Here is a 15848-nt window from a genome sequence, read left to right on the forward strand (position 1 = left end):
TTTCAGTCTAAATCCCTATTCTGATGGCATATACAGAAGAGGTTAAACGAGCCATACAGATTGCTCAGACACTCTCGAAAGAGTATCAGAATGAACTGTTTTCTCCCGCCCACCTGCTCATGGGCCTCCTCAATAATGAGGTAGGGCTGGCTTCCTGGCTAGTCATGACCGGGCAGGATGTGCCGTACCTGCGCGAGTGGGCCGAAGTACGGGTTGAAGCCAGCCCTAAAGCGAGCCGGTTATCGCCTAACCCTCCGGGCGATGAGCAGGTGAAAATGGCCATGGAACTAGCCGACCTGGTGGCTATGCAGTTGGGGAAGGCCCAAACTGACCCGGTTTGCGTGCTGGCCGCGCTGCTTAAGCCGGGAGTGGGGTTCAGTGCCGAGCAACTGCGTAGCTTCCCATTGACACAGACGGAACTGATGCAGGCGGCACTGGCCGATGCGGAAGTAGAAATGGCCGTTACGCCCGATGGTAAACAGAACGGACAAAAACAGAAGAGTGCCGGACCGACACCAGCGGGGGGAATGTCTGAACAGGCGTTACTGCGCTATTGCATCGATAAAACAGCCATGGCCGCTGAAGGTCGGTTAGACCCCATCCTGGGCCGTGACCGCGAAGTACGGATGATGACCGAAACGCTGGGTCGACGGACGAAACCAAACGTTATTCTGGTTGGGGAACCGGGCGTGGGCAAAACGGCCTTGGCTGATGGATTTGCGTTAAATATTGTGGCCGGACAGGTGCCTGATCACCTCCAAAACGCACGCCTGCTGGAACTGGACCTGGGAGCATTGGTAGCCGGAGCCTCGTATAAAGGAGAAGTAGAAGACCGGCTCAAAAGCATCCTTGCCGCCTTGAAACAGGATACCAAAATCATTTTGTTCATTGACGAAATTCATCAGCTTCTGGATAGCCGGGGGCCACTGGGTACCGGCGTTGCTAACCTGCTCAAACCCGAACTGGCCAAAGGGAATCTGACGGTTATCGGGGCCACTACGCTGGATGAATACCGCAAATACATCGAAACAGATGAGGCTTTCAGCCGCCGGTTCGATGTGCTGCGGGTTGAAGAGCCGGATGTAGCAACGGCTATTCGGATGGTGCAGCGGTTGGTGCCTTTTTACGAAGAGCATCATCGTCTCAATGTCGGTGTGGATGCAGTGGCCGAAGCCGTTACGTTGGCCAAACGCTACAGCCGTAACCGTCGGTTGCCCGATGCGGCTATCGACTTGCTGGACCGTACCCTCTCCGCCGTTCGGATGATTAGCGAACGAACGCCCGCCGAGGTGGCCCAGTTGACCGAACAACTCAACAGTACCAACGGAGCCGCTTCACTGGAGACACTGCGCTATCTACACCAGGAACTGGAGCACAAAATAAGCCCCATTCTACTGGCAAATATAGCGGCTGAGATTACCCCTGACGGTGAACTGGAAACCGACCCGTTCGAATCGGTTTCAACTCTGACGGATCATATTCGTCAAACGCTGGACCGGCTGAATGAGCTGACCGCTACGCCCAAAACGAGCGTAGACCGGCACGACGTAGCTGCCGTGATTTCGCACAAAACAGGCATCCCATTAGGGAAAATTCAGAGCCAGGAGCGTGATAAACTGCTGGCCATCGAGGAGGTGCTAAAACAGCGGGTCATTGGTCAGAACCATGCCGTGAAAGCCGTGGCTGATGCCATACTGGAAGCCCGCTCCGGCCTGACGAAAGCGGGACAGCCCATTGGTTCGTTCTTTTTGCTGGGACCAACCGGCACGGGCAAAACCGAACTGGCCAAATCGCTGGCCGATTTCCTGTTCAATGACGAATCGTTCCTGATTCGGTTCGATATGTCGGAGTTCAAGGAAGAGCATTCGGCGGCTTTGCTCTACGGTGCCCCGCCCGGTTACGTCGGGTACGAAGAAGGCGGGTTGCTGGTGAATAAAATCCGCGAAAAACCGTATTCGGTGGTGCTGTTCGATGAGATCGAAAAAGCGCATCCCTCCGTGTTCGATATATTCCTGCAAATTCTGGACGAGGGCCGACTACACGACCGGTTGGGTAAGGAAGGCGATTTTTCGGATGCTGTGGTGCTGTTTACGTCTAACATTGGCAGCCAATTGGTAATCGAGCGGTTCGGCGAAGGAAAGGTACCCACAACTACCGAGTTGATGGAATCCATGAGCCGCCATTTTCGACCGGAATTTCTGGCCCGCCTGACCGAAATCGTGCCCTTTGCGCCGATTTCCGAAGAGAACGCTGTGCATATCTTCAACCTGCACCTGCGTGGTCTGATCGACCAGCTAACAAAACAGGGGATAACGCTGGCGCTCTCGACCGAAGCCCGTCGACATCTCGCTCTTTCCGGGTTTACACCCCAGTACGGAGCAAGGCAGTTGAAAGGCGTGATTCGGAACCAACTGCGTCGGCCTATTTCGCGGATGATTGTAGGGGGCGAGGTGCAAAAAGGATCAGTTGTAACGGTGGACCTGACGGATGATGGTCAGGAGTTGACCTGGGTGTATGAACAGCAACATGCCGAACCGCAGGTAGTGGTATAGCAAGGACAATAATCAATAAACGGGAATTAGTATGGGAGCCTGTACGGGTCTGGGGGTCTGCAAAGGGTTGCAGACATTTGAAGGAAACAAACCCTGCCCGGCCGTACGGACGCTGGCACAGGTACTGCTTGAGAACGTGCCCCTGCTGACCGAAACCTACGTAGAAGTAAACGGAGCACCACTGCCCCGCCTTCAGTGGAAAAAAGATGGTACCCTTAACCGGCATGATGCGGGTTTGGCGCTTGACCTGATTCTGTTTGCCAATCGGGCGGGTGAACAGCAACTGGCCTCGAAGATTATTGAAGCGTTCCTGGAATGTCGTACGGAAATGCACTGGTACAGTGTCATCTACATGAACTTTCAGTATGACCGTAACGGAAACCGAAGCCCCTATACGGACAGCGACCTGCACATGACCCACATTCACATCGACTGGATGAATTATGGCTTATATAAGCAGACGGGTAAAACCAGTATTCCGTGGCCCCCGGAGGCCTACAGGATTGGCTTCACGGACATATTAACGAAACGCCTGAACCGGCATTACAGCGAATGGTAGGTACAGGAAAGGGAACAGGTAATTATAGGCAATATGAACTAAGTAAGGGTAGCTCTAACCCGGTGGTTGCATGACCAGTTCGGGTCTGTTAGCCAGAAAATTTATTGAAAAGTCAGCAATGAAAATGCCTATTCAAAAATCGAAATGGAGTCTCGCCACGGCAAACGCGGTTACCGGCAGTGTTTTATTAGGAACAATGGGAGGTGGCGAATTTCTGATGGAGCCTGACGACCAGAAAGGGGTAATCTATCGCTTCCCGTACATCGTAGCGGGAATAGGTGTCAGCCCCATGCCCGTCGGACTGGATTTTAGCCACGAAAGTATGCCCGGAACGGGGACGCGGGTTATTCAATGGCCCAATAAACTCATAAAACCGACTGACTTTATTGGTTTCTTCCGGGTGATGACCGTAGAAGCCAACTTCGGTCCTGGTGTTGCCGCTGCTGTATTGATTTTTGGGGTCGGCCCATTTTGGGAGAAAGGATACTGCGCCCTGACGGGCGGACAAGTTGGCATTCCAACTGTCGGCATAAGCGGATGCTTTGGGTATGTTATCGACTGGTACTGAGCAGAAAATAGAAAGAAATAATGTCGCAACCCGCAGCCCGATTAATGGATATGCACGTTTGCCCCATGCAAACCCCTGCCGTAGTGCCCATTCCGCACGTGGGTGGGCCAATTATGGGACCCGGTATGCCTACTGTACTGATTGGCGGGCAACCGGCCGCTACGGTAGGCGATATGTGTACCTGCATTGGACCGCCGGATATTATTGTGAAAGGGTCCGTTACCGTCCTGATTGGTGGTAAACCAGCCGCCCGGATGGGTGATACAACGGCGCACGGAGGCAGTATTGTGGTGGGTTGCCCCACAGTTCTGATTGGTGGTTAAATGAGTGGTGGCTGTGTATTGGCTAATGAGACAGGAAGCGTATGGCGGTGAAACTATATCTCTACGACTGGCAGGATAACATGGAACGACGGGCTGGGTATGCCGCCGAATATTGCGCGGATTACAGCATTTGGGCCAGCTACTGTGCCCGTACCAATCCCGATACGCGCTCATTCGCTATCTCCGCTGCCAGCGAGGTGGCCGGTGCTATTGAGCGGACCGGTCGACGGGATATGTCTATCAGCCATCTGATATTTCTGACCCATGGTGCCCCTGGGTACGTACACTTTCCTGGGGGCGGATTCACTCGAACCAATATCAACCTGATTCAGACGGTCTGTGAAGAATACCTGATGTATGGAGCACAGGTTGAATTCTGGGGGTGCAACGTGGGAGAAGGCGGGGCGGGAGCACAGTTTTTACAGGCCGTTGGCGCGTCGGCCCTGCGGCATGGTGGAGGGACTATTTTCTGTAGCGATAGTGTAACCTTCTCCGTACCCTATGCTGGGCAGCGTTTTCCCGTCTGGACAACGATTGTTCAGGCCAGTGTGCTGCCCGGCGGGGCTACAACCGTCCGGCAGTAGGTGAGTGATATGTTCAGGGGGCTGCCCGTTCAGCCCTAATGGGGCGTAAGTGCCCGTCTGGTGATCTGATAATCAAGTAGTAATCAATCTTTAACCTTTAGTAATCCTATGTTTGACTATGGAATCGGTGGGCAGGAGCGTAAGCTCGACGTCAATGAAAGTATCGTTGACATCCCCCAGAACAAAACCTTACTTATCGAAAAATTAACGGCTGACCCGGCCCTGCGCCCCGACATTGTCGAAGGGTTGAAAACGGTCGGTGATGTATTCGAGCACTTTCGGCCCTCGCAGGAGGTAGAGCTGGAAACAGAGGAAGGCTCCTCAGTTGGTGAAACGCTTCAGTTTAAAGCCCTGAGTGATTTCAACCGGAAAGGTATTATTGCCCAGAGCACTTATCTACAGAAGCTTAGTATGACGTGCGAAGATTTTCAGCGGTACGTCAAGCAGTTGAAGTCGAACAAAATCCTGAGAACGGTGCTCGAAAACCCGGAGGCAAAGGCGGCTTATGTAGCGTCTATCGAAGCGATGATTCAGGAGTTGGAGGAAGCGAAAAGTTAATTGACACATCAATCACCCAAAATAACTATGGAAGCACAAGATAAACCCGCAGCAACCGCCGAAAGAGTACCTGAAGCAACGCAGGTAACACAGGCTCCTTCGCTCGAAACGAGCAGCGCAAAACTGGCCCGTTACGGTGGCTTTGGCATCGTAGAAACAACTCTGGAAGGAACGCCTAATCTGAACCCGGAGAAAAAGGCCCGCAAAAAAATATTTCTGACCGAGACAGCCAAACAGGGAGAACGGGATCAGTTACAGAAACGCCTGCAACTGGTACTCGATCTGATTAAAAGCGCCGATACGGTTCCCGACATGGTGGAGCAGGCTCAATCCAGGGCCGATACGGCGCAGACACTGCTCAACGAAAACCTTCGGCGTACGTTCGAAGCGACCCGCGACCTGGAGCGGTCCTACCGCTCGGTGGCTAACTTCTTTGCTAATACGGAGCAGGACAAGGTTCGCAACATCAGCATTATGAATGCCGAAATAGAGCAGTTGGCTGACCTGGATAATACCCTTTTTCTGGATGCGGTCAATGAGGAGTTCGCCCGTAATTACGACCGGCTCGACCTGCGCGACAACTATTCGATCCTGGTACTACCCGGCTATCTGGGGTCGCGGAAGGTAGTTGATAAGTGGGCCAGAATTGCCTATAAGCACAAGGTGATGATGGTGACTGACTTCCAGCATTTAGATGCCCCCGACGATGTTCTCGACCTCTTTGAAGCTGCCGATATGACAGGTAGTGATGCCTGTCTGTCCAATGTGATGATGGCCTGTAACTGGCTTGTTGGGCGGGGGAAACATCAGGAAGTGGGCGAGGAGGAAGACCTGCACGTACCCGCATCGAGTGCGCTGGCCGGTAAGGTGTATAGTACCCTGATGTCGCAGGTGACGGCGGGCCGTAAGTACGGAGCGTTGAACGATGTGGATGGCGTAGCCTTTCCCCTGAAAAAGAGTGAAATCGCCAGTCTGGAGAAACTCGGCCTGATTCCAATGGTGGCCGAATATGGGAAAGTGATGCCTTTTTCGGCCAAGACCCTATTCAACGGCGACAACATTGGCCTGCAAACGTACTCGGTTGTTCGGGTTTTCGACTACATCACCAAAGTGCTGATTGACTTCCTGAATCGGCGGGCGTTTGAGAATTTCAATGTCAATACCCGTATGGATATCCAGAAGCAGATCGTACGCTTTCTGGACAATATTACCGGGCCGGGTAAGCTGATCGAAAAGTTCAAGATTCTGCGATTCGAGCAGGACCCCAAGCAGAAAGACCGCATTTTTCTGGACATTCATATGGTGCCTTACTTCCCGGCCAAGTCGTTCCTGATTAAACTGGACGGACAAAAAGGGGATGATCCGGATTCAGCAGAGTGGAAATCGGACTACGCCCAGCAGTAAGTTGAAAACTAACGCACATGGCACTTCTGCACATTTATGATGCCAACGATTCCAACATTGTGGCAACAGCGTCCAACCGCACCGTTAGTGGCAGCCGGACGCTATGGGGGATAACTAACTTCAATACGGAGTTCATCAGTGGGCTGGATAGCTACGTTCGGGCGGGCCGCACCTTCGACCGGATCTTATTCGAAACGCACGGTAGTCCGGGGAATATCTATTTTGGAGGGGTAAGCATTAATTCAAACTGGGTCAGTAATTCCATGGCCAACCGCTACTACGAACGGCTTTGCCCTGCTTATACCCGGGTTTATTTCAACGGGTGCAATGTTGCCTCTGATGCCACGGGCTGGCAGTTTCTGACGGCTTTCGGCGGTATTCTTCTGCGAACAGCCGGTGGCGAAACCTTCGGGCATACATCATTGGGGCTGGAGATACCGGTATATTCCTGGCTAACAGGCCACGTGGTACACCTGGCGGGCGATACGCGCACCATTTATTTCGCACCGGGAGGGCGGGTGCTGGAGAATTTTGAGCAGAGTGACATTTGACCATCGAAATAATGGACTGGCAGGCGGTGAGCGCCAAAAGAGTACAACAAGGTTTATTCTTTAACCGAAAACGATTATGCCTCAATACGTGCATGTGTTTGATATGACGGATAGCAACCTGGGTTCCGACCGCCGGCAACGGGTTCGGAATTCAGGGAACGCGAACGGTATTGTACCGGTAATTATAGAAATGTATGGTATGTGCAATGGTATTGGCCAGATGGTGTCCGATATCCAGCAACGGGTAGCATCGGGGCAGATGCGCCTGCTCGCCATCTGGGGGCATGGCTGGTCGGGTGGCCAGTTGATTGCGGCTGGTGGCGATGCGCAGATGGGGGTTAACGAAGGCGGAGCCATGTGGGCCCACAATCTGGAACAATACCGGCCATCACTGCAACAGCTACGGCCGTTGTTTACCGCCAACGGACGCGTAGAACTGCGCGGCTGTCAGGTAGCCAGTGGCGAGGCCGGGGAGAATTTCATGATTGCCCTGGCCCGGATTGTCAATAAACCGGTTTATGCCGCTACCGATATACAGGGTGGGCAGGCCGGCCTAAGCTGGAACCCCGACCAGTTATGGAATGGACCGCTCGTGGTGGCTAATCCGGACGGAAGTCTGGCCTGTAGCCTCTATACCTCTTTAGCCAATTAGTCATGTCGTTTCGGACCGAACTTTCTGTGGATGGTAATACCTACCCGATACGCCAGGTAAGCCTGGAAATCTCCCAGACTATCGACGCGGTGGGACGCCCCTCCTCCGCTACGCAGGGTGGGAAAATAAGGCTTGAGATTGACGTTGCCGACGATGATACCCTCAGTGAGTGGATGGCCGACCCGCACAAAACCCTCGGTGGCAGTATCCGGTATTACCGAACCGATGAAGATGCGACCCTGAAAGAACTCAAATTTGAGGATGCCTTCTGCGTCGATTATATAGAGCGGTTCGACGGAACACAATCGGGTCAGCCCATGACGACAGCCATTACCATTTCGGCCCAGAAACTAAAAATTGGCCAGGTTTCCGTTGAAAATAACTGGCCATGAATACCAGTATCATTGCTCGTATGCCGGATGAACCGTAAAACTAACCGATGGCCTCTTTTAGCGCGGAACTGAGTATTGACGGGAAAATTTTTCCGGTGTTGACGGCCTCGTACGGGCTGTATCAGGCTACCGATGAAACCGGTAAACCCAGCTCCGGCGTTCGGACGCACCTGATACAATTGCGCCTGTCGGGCAGCGATGATGATACCCTGACCAACTGGGCTGTGGATCCCCGGAAACGGGTTGACGGAAAGATTACGTTTTTCCGAATCGATGAGCAATCGACGTTTAAAGAACTGTCATTCGAGCAGGCGTACTGTGTAAAGTACACCGAACGGGTAGCACCGGCTGATATCACCGATCAGGCACTGCCCGGCTCTTACCTGATTGAGATTGACATCAGCCCGGCCATTGTAAAAATTGGCAGTACAAAGCATGATAACCAATGGCGGTAAAAAAGCCCGACTATGGCACGACAGATAAACGTTCAGATTGAACTCGAAGGGGGAAAAGAGCTGAAATATTATACGTATCTGCGTATCAATCAGCACCTGAATACGCACCACACATTTGAAGTGGGAGTGCCGTTCTCGTTGCTGGAAGATGCCTCCGAGCACTTTTTTCACCAGGCGCATCAGGATGTTTGTGGAAAAGCCATTACGCTGTCGTTCAGCCCGGCTACCGATAAAGACTCGTTCGATTTTACCTTCAAAGGGATTGTAACGGACATTACGTTGATGAATACATCTGACCTCTCGAATGGATTTGTTCTGAAAGGTTATAGCCCAACGATTGTGCTGGAGGATAGCCGGGTACGCCGAACGTTTCTGCAACAATCATTGCAGCGGATTGCCGAAGCCGTGCTGGACCCCTATCCCGGTAACCTGCTGCGCCGAAAGCTGAAGCCGCGTACTACGGTTGATTTACCGTATACGGTTCAGTACGACGAAACGAATTTTGAGTTTCTGAATCGCCTGACTGCTGAGCAGGGCGAGTGGTTTTATTATGATGGCCGCGAATTACGGATGGGACCACCTGATTCGGGTAAGTCGGTTGACTTTCTGGTGGATGGCATCCAGTTGTTTTCCTTATCCATCGGCCTGCAACCCACCCAGCAAACCCTGACCGCCCACGATTACCAGGAGCCTGCCCAGTACAGCAGTCAATCGTCCGGACAGTCGGTTAGTGGGCTGGGGCAGTTCGGGAGTTTCGCCCTCCAGAAGTCGGAGGAGGTTTTCGGGCAGGCCAGTCAGCGGGTAGCCGGGTGGCCCCTCTACGGGCAGAGTGAACTGGACGAAGTGGTAAAAACCCAGAAGGCGGTCAGTGCCACCGGGCTGCTGAAATTCAGTGGTAGTGGCGAGGTGCCGAACCTGCTGGTGGGTGGGGTCATTGATGTGCAGGGTATGGTGGTCAAACGCGATAAGCACTCGAAAGAAAGTTTCGGGAAGTATCGAATCACCAACATTCAGCACGAGGTAGATAGTAGCGGAAACTATCAGAATCAGTTTCGGGCGGTGCCGGAATCGGTGGCTTATCCGCCCCCCAATCCGCACTATCGCCCCCCGGTTGCCCAGCCCGAACTGGCTCAGGTTTCTGATAATGACGACCCGGACAAACTGGGTCGGGTGAAGGTAACGTTTTTGTGGGCTGGCCCGGATAAAGAGTCGGACTGGCTGCGGGTGAGTTCAGCCTATACCGGTGCGGGGGATGGCCTGCTGTTTGTGCCCGAACTCGATGCGTATGTGATGATTGGGTACGAAGGTGGCCGCCCCGAAAACCCGTTTGTGATTGGTAGTTTGTACCCAAAAAACTCCGGTAGCGACTATACCTATTCCGATAACAACAAAAAAATAATTCAGACGAAAGGGGGAAATCAGCTCCTTTTCCTGGAAGACTCCGGGAGCGAACAGATTCAAATTTCCAATGTCAATCATACGAGTACAGTGCTGACGCTGGAATTCGCAGGGAACGGAACAATAACGCTCAAAACGCCTGGAGAAATTAAGCTGGAAGGCGATAGTATTCACCTGAAAGCCCAGAGCGATATCACGCTGGAAGCAGGGCAAAACCTGACTATGAAAGCCCGAAATAAAGCGACACTAAACGGTGGAACAGGCGTAGAAATGGGGGCACCCGAAGTGAAAATAAACGCCGATGCAACGGCCGAGCTACAAGCAAATGCCTCACTCAAGCTAAAAGGGGCAATGGTATCGCTCAATGGTGATGCTATGGTAGAAGTGCAGGCCGCTTTGATCAAATTAAATTAACGCGAAAGTAATATAATCAATGTCAACCTTTAAACTCAAATAACCATGTCTTCATTTAGTGCATCATTTACAATTGATGGGGAGGAGTACGATGTCCTGAGCTGCAACTACTCCTTTGGGCAGTCTACCGACGAGAGAGGCCGTCCGGCATCAAATGTTCAGGGAGGGAACATTTTTGTGCAGGTTACCGCCAACGACCAGGATACGTTAATGGGATGGATGGTCGATCCCTACAAAAAAAGTAATGGGACTATCAAGTTCATGCGAATCGACCAGGATTCAACGTTCAAGGAAGTGCAGTTTGAGGATGGGTACTGCGTTGGGTATTCGGAGAGCTTCAGTTCCACAAATAGTAGTGCCATGACGCTGAGTCTGAACATTTCCGCCCGAAAAATTACCGTGGGCGGAGCGACGCATGAGAGTACCTGGTAGCTGTTACCGGCAACCAATATAGGGTCGGATTCAGGGGATGTATAACCCCTGAATCCGACCCTATATTGGTTTGGTTTACTACACCCGCTGCGCAATAATGGTCGAATTGTCTGTCAACTGATTCTGGTCGAAATCGAGAGCGGGGTCCAGATAAATGGCTCGTTGCCACCAGGCCGTTTTCTTGGAAAAGACCCATCCAAATGGCTGGCCTGCCGGGTCAGTATACTGGATGGGACTGGCGGGTGTTCGCTCATTATAATCGTTGATAAACACCAGAAACAGGTCGCCCAGGGTCATGGCCACGGGGGCTTTAGCCTTGAAGTTCGTAAAGTTCGGGTCGGCGGGGGTTTTCAGAAACTCGAACTGGATTACTAAAATCTTCGACAAATCCAGCAAATCCAGATCAGGCATATCACCATTCACGGGGTAATACCATTTCCGAAAATCGGCCGCGGGGATCTGCCGATAAAAGCGGTACGCCTGCACGACTAAAAAGGGAATCAGAAAAGGCAACAGGCTGCTTATGAAGGGCCACCGGCTGGCCAGATAGCCAGTGTACTGGTATATGAGCAGCGAAAAGCCCATACCCAGTAGTAGAATCAGCATCGTGCCTAACAATCCCCAGCCAAACGCAGCGAACAGGGCGGGGAAAAAGCGCGGGCTTATCCAGAGGTGTAGTATGCCGATACCCAGCACCAGTAACTGTACCAGTATATAATACCATTGAAAGTTGGCTGTGTCGAGAGTCCCGCCAAAACCAGCTATGCCCAGTAATAAACTGACTAAAATGCCATAAAGAATCCCAGGAGAACGTTTTGCGAAGGACAAATTGGGCATAACTAAACGGTATTGGTTGTTGTGGAGCAGTTTTCGTTCGTACCTGCAATATGGGCGAAAAATCAAAAGAACGCACTAATAAGTAAAGGAATGGTCAATAAATCTATCGATTATACTGCTGCTGGTATCAAAATGAGACTGGTGCTTCACACCCTGTACGTAGCCGGGTAACTATTCATTAAATTGGGCCATATGCCGACAGGAACGCCTATTTTTACGGCAAACTGATACGCTAATTGTATGAACCGTTTTTTACTGGTTATGCTGCTGTTGCTGGCGGGTTGTGGCCCCGCAGCCAAAACCAGCGATAATCCCAAAGCCGGCAGGCTGGAAGCCGACTTCAAACTGCCCTACCGTTTGCGGGAACCGGACGAACACTACACATTGCCGAAGTCACTAGAAGAAATTTCGGGCCTCACGTACTTTAAGGAAAATCAACTGCTCTGCGTGCAGGATGAAGAGGCTGTCGTGTACGTGTATGATACGCAGAAAAAGAAAGTGACAAAGGATTTCGGCTTTGGTGGCTACGGCGATTATGAGGGCATCGAGTTTGTAGGGGATGAGGTGTATGTGCTCGAGAGCAACGGCAATCTGTTTCGGTTCAAACCCCGCATGGATTCGCCGGAGTCAACCCAGATTGGCCGTACCAAAACGGATTTGCCCGCAAAAACTGAAGTAGAGGGGCTGGGCTATAACCCCAAAACCAAGCGGTTGCTGATTGCCGTCAAAAACGGGAAAGGGTCCAGTGATAAGACAGTTTATTCGTTCGACCTGCTGAACCGGACGGTCTACAAAGACATGAGTCTGAACGATGAGCAACTCAAAGCAGCCGGTATTGATCCCGACACCTACAAGCCATCGGGCATTGCGGTACATCCCATAACGGGCGAGTGGTACATCCTCACCTCCGCCGGGAAACGGCTGCTCATTACTAATCGACAGGCCAAAATTATCTACTCTGAACCCCTTGACCCAGTGCAGTTTCGCCAGCCCGAAGGCATTTGTTTCGCCCCCAATGGTGACCTGTTTATTGCCAGCGAAGGCAGCGGCAAGAAGGGGTATATCCTGAAATTTTCGTACCGGCGGTAACGCTGGTGTAGCGGTAACAAAACAGTTGCCCAATTTTGTCCGGTGCTGTTTGTCTGGCAGTTCCAGCCGCGAAAAGCTGATAACTTTTGAGCGTTTTTCGGAGTTATACTGGTGATTTCGCCGGATGATTGTTCCGGTATAATTCTGGTCAAAACATTCTTTTAACTCAACGTCATGATTAAATTACTCATCGGCTCGCTGCTGGTAGCCACAACTACCCTAGGCCAGACTACACCCCAAACGCCAAAGGGTAGTGCCACAAAATCGACGCCGGCTTCGGCTACGTCGGCTGGCACTAAAACGGGTAATCCCGCGGCCGCTTCGGCTAACAAACCGCTACCCCAAACCACGCGTAAGCAAAAATTGCAGAGTGGCAACAGCAACATTCCGTCCTATCGAATGGAGAAAGATGCGGGCGTACACAAAGTCAGGAACCGGTATCCCCGTAAGGATGCCAAAAAGAATCAGTAATTTTTACCGGCCTTCTCCTGCATGGGGGCGGTTGTGAGTAACTGCCCCCATGCAGGAGAAGAAACCTTTAGTTGTTTTCTTTTTTACGCTGCTCGCGTTTTTTCTGCCGCTCGGCTTTGCGTTCAGCCCGTTTTTCTTTACGCTCGGCTTTCCGTTCGGCGCGTTTTTCCTTAAAATCTTCTTTTACGCTTTTAAACGCATCTTTCAGGGTGATGTTATTATCGAACTCACCCCGGAAGGCTTCGACGTAAGCGTTCCGCAACAGACCAAAAATGGTTGGCCAAACGGCCGTCTTAACGTCATCAATCGTACCATTCAGTGGGATACGGGTAGCTACCTGATCGTGTTTTTGGTTTTTCAGCACATCAGTACCAACCTGGGCCAGTAGTTCGGTGAAAAAACGCCCTACCGTCCGCCCTTTGTTCTCATCCAGTTTAAAAATCTGCATGTCCTTGGTCAGCGGCTTGATGTAGCCATTCATCTTTTTATCGAGCATGGCCATCTCGCTGTACACGCTCACGGTGCCTTTGTTAAAGTCGACATTGGCGTATTCCCGGGCCAGTGCATTCAGTTTTACCAGTTGAATGTCCGTAAACTCAAGATTATAGTCAAAGTCCGGCACTACTTTCAGCAGATTCGTATTGGCCGTTAGATTCATGTTGCCCCCATAGCCAAGTACATTTCCGGAAGCGGTTACCGGTGAGGGTAACGCCTTCCTTTCGTCGTTAACGTTCCGGATATTTCGGATTTCGCCCTGAAAATGCTGTAGCGATAAGTCGGCACGAGGCTGAGTAACCAGACTGGTCAGGTTCACCTTACCGTCGATAACGGCAAACCGGTTAATGCTGATGGGTAATAGTTTTTTCAGGTAAACCGTCCAGTCCACCTCTTCGCCGGTTTGGCTGCCGGCATCGCTTTCACTGAAGGCAAAGTTGATTTCAGGTTCGTAGCATTCTACTTCGCTGACCAGCTTACCCTTGAACAGTGATTTCCACTCGACTGATAAATCGGTTTTGGGGATGTACAGAAACGGCTCTTTTATTTTGCCGTTCACTTTCCGGATGCGCAGGTCATCAAGCTGGTAAGCACCCCGAATAAGCTGAATGTCGATATCGTCCACATGACCCGTGTAGCCGTCCATATCGGCCAGTGATTTGTTCACGTAGCGCAGGACGATATACGGGAGTAACAGGCGGGCAATAACCAGCAGGGCAACAACGGCGATGATAATCTTGGTGGTTCGTTTCAAAACAGAATAATATTGATGGTCATCTTTTGACTAACAAAATTAGCGTCATGAAGTTGGAAAATGAGGGTATGAGACCGCAAATTAGCCGGGCAAACGGGGCTCTTCGGAGAATGCCATACCTATTCACCGCAGGATTTGTGTTGAATTGGTATGTGTATCTATCAAAAAAACGACCCGCATCCCGCTGGAATAGAGAAAAACGGTTGAACCCGCCAGCCTCCCTATGTCACCGCCTGTAAGGTAGCAGTCTATAGTACCAGTGCAGTTGCCAACTGGCGCGGACCAGAGATAAAAGCAATTACTAAACCGATTACTGTGAGGATTCTTGGGTAAACTTACTTCGTCAAAATGGCTATAACCGCCAGCTGTTCGCAGGGTACAGCCTTAGGGGATAGTCAACAACTGATAGAGCAGGGTATTTTGGTGAAAGAAGAATTTGGGACAGGAGTGCCAGCTACCGGTCAAGCGATGGCCCTTCTACTACCAGCACCAGTCAGTGTAAAAGGGCCAACCTGCTATAAGGCATTACCAGTCTACCCGCGTTCTACTGCCGGTCGGGTGAGAACTTGCGGCCGTCCAGGGTGGTGTACTTGAAATCGGTAGACCCCTCAAAACGGGTGTTGCTGAAGTTGGTACCGCGTGGAAGGTGGGTGTATTTAAAATCGGCGTTGCTGTTGAACCGGGCCTGACTAAAATCGACCCGTTCGTCAAACTTCGTGTACTTGAAATCGGCGGGCTGTTCGAAGGCGACATTCCGAAAAAAAGAAGACTCATTAAACTTCGCGTATTTAAAATCCGCGTAGCCCCGGAAGACCGAGCCACTAAAGTCGGCCGGTTCATCGAATTTGGCGTACTTGAACAGCGCACCGTCGCGGAAGGTATTCCCGGAAAAGCTGGCCCGCTGACTAAAGACCGAATACTTGAAAGCCGCATCTTCGGCAAACTGACAATCTTCGATACTAACCGGTTCGGTAAAGTTGGTATTATACACGGTGTTGTTCCAACTCATAAGTTTCCGGTCATTGTCCTCGCTGCGATACGCCAGAAATTTTCCTTTGAACGTGCAGTTTTTGAAGGTGAGTGGTACCTCAACCGTGCTCAGATAACTATCCTGGTCGCCCCGTACTTCTTTCCGGTTGGCCAAACCAGTCAGGTCGAGGTCGCCGGTGATGGTTGTGTTCTGGTACGAAATGGCCTCTTTCCGGTTGATTTTGGCCAGAATATCCCTGGCATCGACCGTTTTTTGAGCCAGCGAGGGCGTTAGTACGGTGAGTGCGAGCAGGAGGGCAGTCAGTAACATCTTCATAATCGTATAGCTTTTTAGCGTTCGTTTTTTGAAAGATGCGTTTTTGGCTGTCAG

18 protein-coding genes are annotated in these 15848 nt (G+C 51.5%); 15 read left to right on the top strand and 3 right to left on the bottom strand.

Annotated elements, in window-relative coordinates; translation table 11 throughout:
- The first annotated feature begins 23 nt into the window (after nucleotides 1-23).
- From B156_RS0115675 to tssD (B156_RS0115735), 13 genes are all read left to right on the top strand, one after another.
- Complete coding sequence (locus tag B156_RS0115675; RefSeq protein ID WP_018620705.1) at nucleotides 24-2552, top strand: ATP-dependent Clp protease ATP-binding subunit; 2529 nt, start codon at nucleotides 24-26, stop codon at nucleotides 2550-2552.
- Nucleotides 2553-2583: 31 nt separating this feature from the next.
- Nucleotides 2584-3111, top strand: a complete 528-nt coding sequence (locus B156_RS0115680) for a hypothetical protein (RefSeq protein WP_018620706.1) — start codon at nucleotides 2584-2586, stop codon at nucleotides 3109-3111.
- A gap of 124 nt (nucleotides 3112-3235) precedes the next feature.
- On the top strand, nucleotides 3236-3679 hold the full coding sequence (locus B156_RS0115685; RefSeq protein WP_157627058.1) for a hypothetical protein: 444 nt from the start codon (nucleotides 3236-3238) through the stop codon (nucleotides 3677-3679).
- Nucleotides 3680-3699: 20 nt separating this feature from the next.
- Nucleotides 3700-4002, top strand: a complete 303-nt coding sequence (locus B156_RS0115690) for a PAAR domain-containing protein (RefSeq protein ID WP_026260850.1) — start codon at nucleotides 3700-3702, stop codon at nucleotides 4000-4002.
- A gap of 41 nt (nucleotides 4003-4043) precedes the next feature.
- On the top strand, nucleotides 4044-4586 hold the full coding sequence (locus B156_RS0115695) for a DUF4347 domain-containing protein (protein ID WP_018620709.1): 543 nt from the start codon (nucleotides 4044-4046) through the stop codon (nucleotides 4584-4586).
- 108 nt (nucleotides 4587-4694) lie between these two features.
- Nucleotides 4695-5144, top strand: a complete 450-nt coding sequence (locus B156_RS0115700; RefSeq protein ID WP_018620710.1) for a hypothetical protein — start codon at nucleotides 4695-4697, stop codon at nucleotides 5142-5144.
- A 27-nt stretch (nucleotides 5145-5171) separates the two neighbouring features.
- Nucleotides 5172-6548: a DUF5458 family protein gene (locus B156_RS0115705; RefSeq protein WP_018620711.1), complete on the top strand. Its 1377-nt coding sequence runs from the start codon at nucleotides 5172-5174 to the stop codon at nucleotides 6546-6548.
- Between the two features lie 17 nt (nucleotides 6549-6565).
- Nucleotides 6566-7099, top strand: a complete 534-nt coding sequence (locus B156_RS0115710) for a hypothetical protein (RefSeq protein WP_018620712.1) — start codon at nucleotides 6566-6568, stop codon at nucleotides 7097-7099.
- A 76-nt stretch (nucleotides 7100-7175) separates the two neighbouring features.
- Nucleotides 7176-7751, top strand: a complete 576-nt coding sequence (locus B156_RS0115715; protein WP_018620713.1) for a DUF4347 domain-containing protein — start codon at nucleotides 7176-7178, stop codon at nucleotides 7749-7751.
- 2 nt (nucleotides 7752-7753) lie between these two features.
- On the top strand, nucleotides 7754-8143 hold the full coding sequence (tssD, locus tag B156_RS0115720; protein WP_018620714.1) for a type VI secretion system tube protein TssD: 390 nt from the start codon (nucleotides 7754-7756) through the stop codon (nucleotides 8141-8143).
- Between the two features lie 47 nt (nucleotides 8144-8190).
- The gene (gene tssD / locus B156_RS0115725) at nucleotides 8191-8598 is read left to right on the top strand and encodes a type VI secretion system tube protein TssD (RefSeq protein ID WP_018620715.1); all 408 of its coding nucleotides are present in this window, start codon (nucleotides 8191-8193) and stop codon (nucleotides 8596-8598) included.
- Nucleotides 8599-8610: 12 nt separating this feature from the next.
- Nucleotides 8611-10410, top strand: coding sequence for a type VI secretion system Vgr family protein (locus B156_RS0115730; protein WP_018620716.1), 1800 nt, complete (start codon nucleotides 8611-8613; stop codon nucleotides 10408-10410).
- Nucleotides 10411-10455: 45 nt separating this feature from the next.
- Nucleotides 10456-10842, top strand: a complete 387-nt coding sequence (gene tssD, locus B156_RS0115735; RefSeq protein WP_018620717.1) for a type VI secretion system tube protein TssD — start codon at nucleotides 10456-10458, stop codon at nucleotides 10840-10842.
- 78 nt (nucleotides 10843-10920) lie between these two features.
- Here tssD (B156_RS0115735) and B156_RS0115740 read toward each other — a convergent pair whose 3' ends face one another.
- Complete coding sequence (locus B156_RS0115740; protein WP_018620718.1) at nucleotides 10921-11679, bottom strand: TssN family type VI secretion system protein; 759 nt, start codon at nucleotides 11677-11679, stop codon at nucleotides 10921-10923.
- 240 nt (nucleotides 11680-11919) lie between these two features.
- Between B156_RS0115740 and B156_RS0115750 the strand changes: the two genes are divergently transcribed.
- Together B156_RS0115750 and B156_RS0115755 are read left to right on the top strand one after the other, a co-directional pair.
- Nucleotides 11920-12768, top strand: coding sequence for an SdiA-regulated domain-containing protein (locus B156_RS0115750; RefSeq protein ID WP_018620719.1), 849 nt, complete (start codon nucleotides 11920-11922; stop codon nucleotides 12766-12768).
- A gap of 174 nt (nucleotides 12769-12942) precedes the next feature.
- The gene (locus B156_RS0115755; protein ID WP_018620720.1) at nucleotides 12943-13239 is read left to right on the top strand and encodes a hypothetical protein; all 297 of its coding nucleotides are present in this window, start codon (nucleotides 12943-12945) and stop codon (nucleotides 13237-13239) included.
- Nucleotides 13240-13306: 67 nt separating this feature from the next.
- On the opposite strand, the gene B156_RS0115760 is transcribed toward B156_RS0115755, so the two are convergent.
- The gene (locus B156_RS0115760) at nucleotides 13307-14488 is read right to left on the bottom strand and encodes a DUF748 domain-containing protein (protein ID WP_018620721.1); all 1182 of its coding nucleotides are present in this window, start codon (nucleotides 14486-14488) and stop codon (nucleotides 13307-13309) included.
- A gap of 544 nt (nucleotides 14489-15032) precedes the next feature.
- Nucleotides 15033-15794, bottom strand: coding sequence for a pentapeptide repeat-containing protein (locus B156_RS0115765; RefSeq protein ID WP_026260851.1), 762 nt, complete (start codon nucleotides 15792-15794; stop codon nucleotides 15033-15035).
- Nucleotides 15795-15848: the final 54 nt, after the last annotated feature.

This window comes from Spirosoma luteum DSM 19990 (assembly GCF_000374065.1).
Taxonomy (GTDB): Bacteria; Bacteroidota; Bacteroidia; order Cytophagales; family Spirosomataceae; genus Spirosoma; species Spirosoma luteum.

Excerpts from the sequence above, each read along its gene's own strand:
- B156_RS0115675 (WP_018620705.1), top strand. The coding sequence starts at position 24 with ATGGCATATACAGAAGAGGTTAAACGAGCCATACAGATTGCTCAGACA.
- B156_RS0115680 (WP_018620706.1), top strand. The coding sequence starts at position 2,584 with ATGGGAGCCTGTACGGGTCTGGGGGTCTGCAAAGGGTTGCAGACATTT.
- B156_RS0115685 (WP_157627058.1), top strand. The coding sequence starts at position 3,236 with ATGCCTATTCAAAAATCGAAATGGAGTCTCGCCACGGCAAACGCGGTT.
- B156_RS0115690 (WP_026260850.1), top strand. The coding sequence starts at position 3,700 with ATGTCGCAACCCGCAGCCCGATTAATGGATATGCACGTTTGCCCCATG.
- B156_RS0115695 (WP_018620709.1), top strand. The coding sequence starts at position 4,044 with ATGGCGGTGAAACTATATCTCTACGACTGGCAGGATAACATGGAACGA.
- B156_RS0115700 (WP_018620710.1), top strand. The coding sequence starts at position 4,695 with ATGTTTGACTATGGAATCGGTGGGCAGGAGCGTAAGCTCGACGTCAAT.
- B156_RS0115705 (WP_018620711.1), top strand. The coding sequence starts at position 5,172 with ATGGAAGCACAAGATAAACCCGCAGCAACCGCCGAAAGAGTACCTGAA.
- B156_RS0115710 (WP_018620712.1), top strand. The coding sequence starts at position 6,566 with ATGGCACTTCTGCACATTTATGATGCCAACGATTCCAACATTGTGGCA.
- B156_RS0115715 (WP_018620713.1), top strand. The coding sequence starts at position 7,176 with ATGCCTCAATACGTGCATGTGTTTGATATGACGGATAGCAACCTGGGT.
- tssD (WP_018620714.1), top strand. The coding sequence starts at position 7,754 with ATGTCGTTTCGGACCGAACTTTCTGTGGATGGTAATACCTACCCGATA.
- tssD (WP_018620715.1), top strand. The coding sequence starts at position 8,191 with ATGGCCTCTTTTAGCGCGGAACTGAGTATTGACGGGAAAATTTTTCCG.
- B156_RS0115730 (WP_018620716.1), top strand. The coding sequence starts at position 8,611 with ATGGCACGACAGATAAACGTTCAGATTGAACTCGAAGGGGGAAAAGAG.
- tssD (WP_018620717.1), top strand. The coding sequence starts at position 10,456 with ATGTCTTCATTTAGTGCATCATTTACAATTGATGGGGAGGAGTACGAT.
- B156_RS0115740 (WP_018620718.1), bottom strand. The coding sequence starts at position 11,679 with ATGCCCAATTTGTCCTTCGCAAAACGTTCTCCTGGGATTCTTTATGGC.
- B156_RS0115750 (WP_018620719.1), top strand. The coding sequence starts at position 11,920 with ATGAACCGTTTTTTACTGGTTATGCTGCTGTTGCTGGCGGGTTGTGGC.
- B156_RS0115755 (WP_018620720.1), top strand. The coding sequence starts at position 12,943 with ATGATTAAATTACTCATCGGCTCGCTGCTGGTAGCCACAACTACCCTA.
- B156_RS0115765 (WP_026260851.1), bottom strand. The coding sequence starts at position 15,794 with ATGAAGATGTTACTGACTGCCCTCCTGCTCGCACTCACCGTACTAACG.